Genomic DNA, 7051 nt, shown 5'->3' with positions numbered 1-7051 from the left:
CGTCGGTGCTCAGCAGCCGGTGGTCGTAGGCGACCGGGCCGTCGATGCGGCCGAGATTGATCACCGGGCGGCTGGTCTCGGGGACGGGCAGGCCGGCTTGGCGGTAGGAGTCGGCGACCAGGTCGGGCACGCCGGTGCGGGTCGGGGTCAGCTCGACGACGTCGAAGGACGTCGTGTTCGCGGTGCGCGGGGCGGTGGTGTCGCGCAGGGTGGCGATCTCATCGGCGGTGACCGGTGTCGCGACGGTCTCCGGGCGCTGACCTGCGGTGCGGGGGCCGGTGGTGGTGGAGGCCGGTGCCGGGCGGGTCTGCGGGGCCAGCTCGGCCAGCATGGCCTGCCAGGTCTGCGGGCGGTTCTCGGCGAGCCACTGCATCTTCTGGTTGACGGCGCTCTGCGCGATCAGCGCGGCGTCGGAGGCCGTCCTGGCCCGGGCCTCGGAGACCTTCGTGCGCATCCAGTTGGCGAAGTCCGTCGCGTTCTGCGGGCTCGACACCTCTGTGCCGGCACGGGCGACCGCTGTCTTGCGGTTGTCACCGAAGGTCGAGGCCGGGTCGGTGATCACGACCACTTGCTCCGGCCGGGACGGCACGAACGCCGCGACGTCGGGAGTGATCGTGCGGTGCTCGAACAGCACCGCCGGCTCCCCGCCGATGACGGCGTCGTCGATGCCGTGCCCGGCGACGTCGCCCTGCTGGCTCACGATGTAGGCGCGCGCGGCCCGCCACGCCTCGGCGTTGGCGTCGGCCGGTGGCGGCGTCTCGCGGATCAGCTTGAGTGTCGCGGCCTTCTCGGCGGCCGGCAGCCAGTGCACCATTTTGATCGGCTTGGTGCGGGGCAGCACCGCCCAGGCGTTCTTGATCTTCGGGTCGGTCAGCGAGGTGCTGGTGCTGTCGGCCGGGTAGTAGTCGCCGATCGACATCTTGTTGTCGTTGACCAGTTGGGCGACGAACCCGATCACCGACATGACATACGTGTAGGCGCCGGTGACCTGCTCCACGTCGACGCCGGCCGGGGGCGGGGCGGTGGCCAGCATCGACTGCGCGGTGCCGGTGTGGCTGTCGTCGTACCAGGGCGCCTTGCGGACGGCGACGGCGACGGGGTCGTCCGAGGTGGTGACGTCGGAGGCCCGGATGCCGACGGTGACCTGCTGCATCGACACCGGCATGGCGATCTTCGTGCCCGGCCGGTCGGTGTCGAGCGAGCCAGAGGTGATCTCGTGGTTCTTGTTGGTCACCACCAGCTGCAGGCCGTGACCGAGGTCCGCCGACGTGAGGGGGCCGCCGCCGGTGGCGAGGTGGGTGTCCAGGTGGTCGAGCAGGGTCAGCACGGCCCGTTTGCGCTGCTCCACGCCCGCGTCGGAGGAGACCTCGACCGGGTAGGTGACCAGCTCGAGAGTGTGCGTCTTCCAGTTCTTCCGGCTCGGATGGTCACCCGTCGACATGTCCTTGGTGATCATCACGAGCGGGGTGTCGTCGGTGGACGCGACGTAGCCGAACGCGCGTGTCGAGCTGCCGTCCAGGGACGTGCTGACGCCGGAGAGCTCGATTTCGACGCCCATGGACGTACCGTCGAAGGTTTTTCCGAAGTCCGGAACACCGCCGGACAGCGTGCCGACCAGCGGTCCCGGGGCCGCGGGGGTTTCCAGGCCGGCCGAGGGAAACTCGCGGTCTCCGGTGGAGACCAGGCTGATCCGAGGGTACGCAGGGTCGAGCGCGGCGAAGTGTCCCGCCTGGCCGTCGAGGAAGACGACGCCGTTGTGGTCGTGGACCACGTTGAACGCGTGTCCGGTTCCGTCCATGCGCTGCACGGTGACGATGCCACGCGCGCCGGGGCCCGCGGCGGTGAGGATGTCGCGGACCTGGTCGAGGTCACGCACGGTGTCGAGCGGCCGCCCGGCGTAGTTGGCCAGGAACTCGCTGGGGCTGGCCACCGCGCCGCCGGCCTGGAAGCGGTCGATGCCGCCGGACGCGAGGGACATGTCGGTGGCGATCGCGGCGACGTAGCAGTTCGTGGTGAGCTCGCCGCCCTGGTCGCGCAGCGGGTTGACGTCGAGCAGGAACGGATAGTCGGTGTCGCGGAGCTGGTCCTCGGCCTCGGTGTGCGAGGACGTGGCGCTCTGGCTGCCGACGGTCGCGCCGGGCTGGTTCGCCGCGAAGTGCGACAGGCCCTGCAGCACCTGGTCGCGGCGCGGGTCGCGGGCCGACGCGGCGACCCGGTCGAAGTACTGCTTGAGGGCGCTGTCCGAGGTGTGCAGGTCGTTGATCGCGGTGGCGATGGCCGTCACGGACTCGGGGCTCGGGTCGGTCGAGTGGTGCTGGTACCGGTCGCGGACCTGGTTCACCAGGTTGGCGCGCTCGTCGTCCAGGAGCGCGTGCAACTGCTGGATCTGGTCCTCGGTGACCGGGATCTGCCGTTCCAGGGCCGCCATCTTCTGCTTCTGCGTCATCCCGGTGACGGGCTGCGCGGCGGCGACCGCCTCGGGGCTCCCGCCGAAGATGGCGACGACCTCGTCGAGGCGGCTCGGCAGCGCATCGCGGAGACGGTCGAACTCGTCGCCGAGCAGGAAATCCTCCTCGCCCGGGTAGTCCACGACGGCCTGCGACCGGCTGGTCAGCACGCTCGTGGCGGTGGCGATGGTGGCGATGTTCTGGTACGGGCCCTTCTGCTCCGCCTTGAGCGCCGTCGACCAGTCGCTGTCCATCCGGATCGCGTCGGCGACCGCGGTCAGCGCGGTGATCTGACCGGCGTCGGCCGGGTCGCCCGAGTTCGGGAAGCCGGTGTCCTCGGGCCGCGGCGAGAAGTACGGCCGGTCCAGCAGCTGGACCAGGTTGGCGGTGTTCGCGCCCTCGAGGACCGCCGGCAGGGAACCGAGCTGGTAGGCGGTCTGGAAGACGTCCTTGCGCAGCGGACCGGTGCGCACCACGACCACGTCGCCGGGGTTCAGCCCGTCGAGCGTCAAGGGCTCGCCGGCCCGCAGGTCGACGGTGCTCAGCCAGGACGGGGTCTGGTTCGCGTCCCGGGGCGGGGAGAAGTCCACGTCCGACTCGCTGATCTCCAGGATCACCGCGGGCCGGCCGAGGCCGGCGGCGTGCACACCGTGGGCCAGGGCCATCCCGGCGCCGGGGCGCAGCTCCTTGTCGAGGCGGTGCAGGCCATAGACCGGCATCACGTCGATGGTGTCGTCGAGCGCGGCGGTGGCGACCGTGACCAGGGCGTCGCCGAGGTTGCTGTCGCCGTGGGCCGTCCGGATCGTGGCCGTCGCGGTGGCCGTGTCGAGGGCCGGCATGTCGGTGTTGAAGATCGCGTCCGCGGGGATGGTGCCCTGGTTGAGATCTGTGACTGTGGCCGTCGCGCCCGGGCCGGTGCGGGAGAACGCCAGCCGGCTGCCGTTCTTCCACGCGTAGGGCTGGAAGACGACGGCCTGGTCGGCGCCCATGTAGTTGAGGAAGGAGTCCGCGTTGCTCGTGTCGATGGTGTCCGACGCGCCGACCAGGACGAGCCGGTTCGGTGCTCCGGGGGTGCGCTGGTCGGAGTAGCGGGTGGCCGGGCTGGCCAGGAACTCGTCCTGGGTGACCCGGGTGATGCCCGGGGTGCCGGGGGGCAGCAGCTTGTCGACCTTGGTCCAGACGCCGGGCGAGGCGACCACGGTGACGTCGCGGTCGTAGCCGAGCTTGCGCAGTGACTCGATGAGCGAGATCCCGGCGGTCTGGTGACCGAAGTTCATCGCTTCGTCGATCATCACGGTGATGCCGGGGAGGCGCTGGGGGTCGGTGAGCAGGTCCCGGACCACGGTCTGCTGGGCTGTTTCGGTCTCCGGGCGCGAGGTCGATGGTGCGGCCGAGGAAGGTGGCAGGTCGAGGTCCTCCTCGTTGTCGGCGGCTTCCTTTTTGCCGGCCGTTTCTGGCCCGCGGTCGGCGGGTGTCGGCTCTTGTTCCTGCGCGGCGGGGGAGTCGGTCGTCGGCGGGGTCGGGCCGTTCACCGGCGCCTCGGGGACCCGGACCGCGCTCTGGGTGGCCTGGTGGATGCGGTCGAGGTCGCCGGGGGTGAGGACCGGGGCCGGGCCGCGGGCCGCCCGGCCCATCAGACCGGGGCCGGTGTCGTGCGGGTTGTCGGTCAGCGCGGTGGGCACCCGGGCGTCCGGGCCGGCCGGTGGCCTGCGGAACAGCATCTCGCGGTCGTGGTAGGTGTCGGCCGCACCGAGGAAGTGCAGCACCTCGTGGGCGAACACGCCGCTCTCGCCGGACGTGACGGCGTCGACCGGCCAGTGGAACTGCCGGGCGTCGTCGGTGCCGTTGTGCACCCAGACCGACGCGTGCGGCTGGGCGTCGGCGGGGTGCGAGCCGCCCGGGGCCGGCGGGTCGACGAACTCGACCCGCACGTGCAGCTGGTCGCCGTTGGGCAGCTGGTACTTGCCGTTGAGATGCTCGTCGACCGCGCGCGCGGCGGCCTCGCGGACCGCGGCCACGTCGGCCGGCGAGCTCGGGGTGGAACCGTCCGGCGCGCCCTGCTGGGCCGAGCGCACCGACGGATCAAAAGCACCGATCTCCAACCGTACGGTGTGCTCCTGCACCCAGGCGCCGTCATCCGCCTGGACCCGTCGCACGTCCGAGGCGATGTGGGTGAGCGCGCCGTCCAGCCAGCCGGGGCCGTGCTTGTCGATCGTGAGGTTGTCGGGGGCCATGCCACCGGTCGGGGTGGGCCCGTTGCGGCGCCCGCCGGTGCCCGGGTCGAAGCGCTCGGTCGAGATCCGCGCGGGCTTGACGTCGGCTGCCCGGCTCGCCCAGGTCGACTCGGGCTGGGCCGCGTCGCCGAGCAGATGTCCGGTGTTCTTGACAGTTTCCGGCTCGGTGGCGGGACCGGGTGTCTTCCCCGGTGCCGAGGATTCCGCCGGGGGCAGCATCTCGCGGCGCTTGGCCGGCGGCGGGGCCGCGTCGGGCTCCGGCGAACCGGTCTCCTCGCGGCGGCGCTTGCTGCCCAGGGCGACGTCGTCCAGCTGGTCCGTCAGGTCGACGACGGTGTCCTGGGCGGTGTCGGTGTCCATCTCGTCGGACTCGGCGTCGAGCTCGTTGTCCCGGTACCGCTGCATCCGCTGGTCGGTTCCGGCCGGGTTGCCGGCGACGGACTCGTAGGCGGCGCGGTCCTTGTGCCGCGGGTCGACGCCGAACGTGACGTCCGCGAACGGTGTCTCCGACTCCTGCCCGGCCCAGGGCGCGACGGGCTGGGCGAGAGCACCGCTGATCTTGTTGCCCTTGTTCTTGCCGAGGTCCTTCTTGTCCTTCTTGGACACGTCCGGAACGGTGCTGTCCGCCTCCGTGTCGTCGTGCCGGATCGGGCGCAACGGCTCGGACGTCTGGTAGTAATTGTCGGCCGCCTCGGTGTCGTTCAGACCCGCCCGATCCGCCACCGCGGCGAAACTGGTGCCCGCCCGCGCCTTCTTCGAGTCGAAGAACCGGTCGCCCGGGTGGGACGGTGCGGCATGGCTCTGCCCCAGCGCCGAGCTGTGCAACAGCCCGCGGGCCAGCCTCAGCAGGTCGGTGCTGACCGCGCCGTCGACGAAGTCGACAACAAACGCCGGTCCGCGGATGGGCAGCGTGGTGCTGCCGCCGTGCACCGCGACCGACTCGTGGATGTCGGTCTGGTCCTGCGCCATCGGCACGTCGACGGTGGCCGTGTCCGTGCTGACCGGCACCGGCAGGTCGACCTCGGCCTCCGCGTGTGCCGCGGCGAAGCTCTGGTGCAGCTCGCCGGCCGCGAACGTGGTGAGCTGCTTGGCCAGGTGATCGAACTCGGCGCCCCGCGGCCCGAACTGCAGCTCGGTGTCGACCATCACGGCGAGGCCGTCGAGGAACAGGTTGGGCTCCGGTGCGTACGGCAGCAGCGGGTGCACCTTGGCCTGCGCCCTGCGGGCCGCCATGTCGGCGCGGACCTTGTCGATCGCCGCGGTGATCTTGTCGGGGTTCGCGGCCAGGTCGTTGAGTTCCTCGGCTACGTCCTCGTCGACGCCAGGGTCGTTGCGGGCCGCGTCGAGCTGGGCCTGCAGGTCGTCGGGGCGGTAGCCGCCGGCCATCATCAACGGCCGGAACGGCGGATCCGGCTGCGCGGCTGCCTCGTCCACCGTCATGTCGACGTCGCTGCCGGTCGGGCTCTGCGGGCCGTCGATCGGGCTCGCCGGGCTCAAGGTGTCGAGATAGGTCTGGACGTGCTGGTCGGCGGGGGCCAGGAGCGTCTCGAAGTGGTCGAAGACGTGCGGCCCGGTGGGCGAGACGAGCCGGCTGCTGGCGTCCGAGTCCTGGACCGAGACGTAGGGGTGGTGCCCCGCATCGAGGAACCCGGCGAGCAGGTCGAGCGTCGCGGGGCTGTTCAGCACCTCGTTGCGCATCGTGCCGGCCGGGAACTTGTCCTCGAACGTCGACGCGACGAACGCGATCGGGTAGTCGGCGAACGGGCGCATGGCATCGCTGTCGCGCAGCTCCGTGATGGCGTCGTCGATCTCGGCGAGCCGGCTCTCGGACTCGTCGGCCGACGCCTTGGTGTTGACGCCGAAGACGAACCCGACCCGGCCGGTGGCGCCGGCCGGATCCTGCAGACCGGTGACCACACTCCAGATCATCGCGGGGATCTTGGAGACGTCGCGGACCGGCAGGATCGTGTTGACGACGTAGGCGAGCGGCTTGCCGGCATCCAGGCTGCTGTTGAGCTGCTGGAAGTAGGTGCCGTAGTCCTCCCTCGCCAGGACGTCGCCGGCGGGGGTGGCGCGCTGGTCGTAGGCCTGGTTGGTCCGCGCGAACGGCGCCGTGGCGATCTTGGGGGCGTCCGACTTGAGGCGCAGGGAGGAGGGGGCGCTCGAGGACGGCGGGAGGTCGGGGTCCACGTCGTCGTCGAGGGCGGGCGCGGCGGTGACCGGTGTCGTGACCGGGGCGGGCGCCTCGGTGGCCGGCGGGGTCGCCTGGACCTCAGCCTGCGGTGCCGGGGCGGGGGCCTCGGGGGTCGGCGGGGCGACCGGTGAATCGATGGGGGTGACCAGGCCGATCTCGGTCAGCGGTGGTGGCGG

Annotated in this window: 1 protein-coding gene; it reads right to left on the bottom strand. The window is 71.6% G+C overall.

Annotation, left to right across the window (positions count from 1 at the left end; all coding sequences use genetic code 11):
* Positions 1–7051 (bottom strand): actin cross-linking domain-containing toxin (locus tag ADL15_RS10945; RefSeq protein ID WP_157441297.1); only part of this gene is annotated, 7051 nt, incomplete at both ends.

The organism is Actinoplanes awajinensis subsp. mycoplanecinus, from assembly GCF_001509495.1.
In the GTDB taxonomy this organism is placed as follows: domain Bacteria; phylum Actinomycetota; class Actinomycetes; order Mycobacteriales; family Micromonosporaceae; genus Actinoplanes; species Actinoplanes palleronii.
The sequence above is the reverse complement of the archived record's forward strand: the minus strand, read 5'-3'. Positions and strand labels throughout refer to the sequence as shown.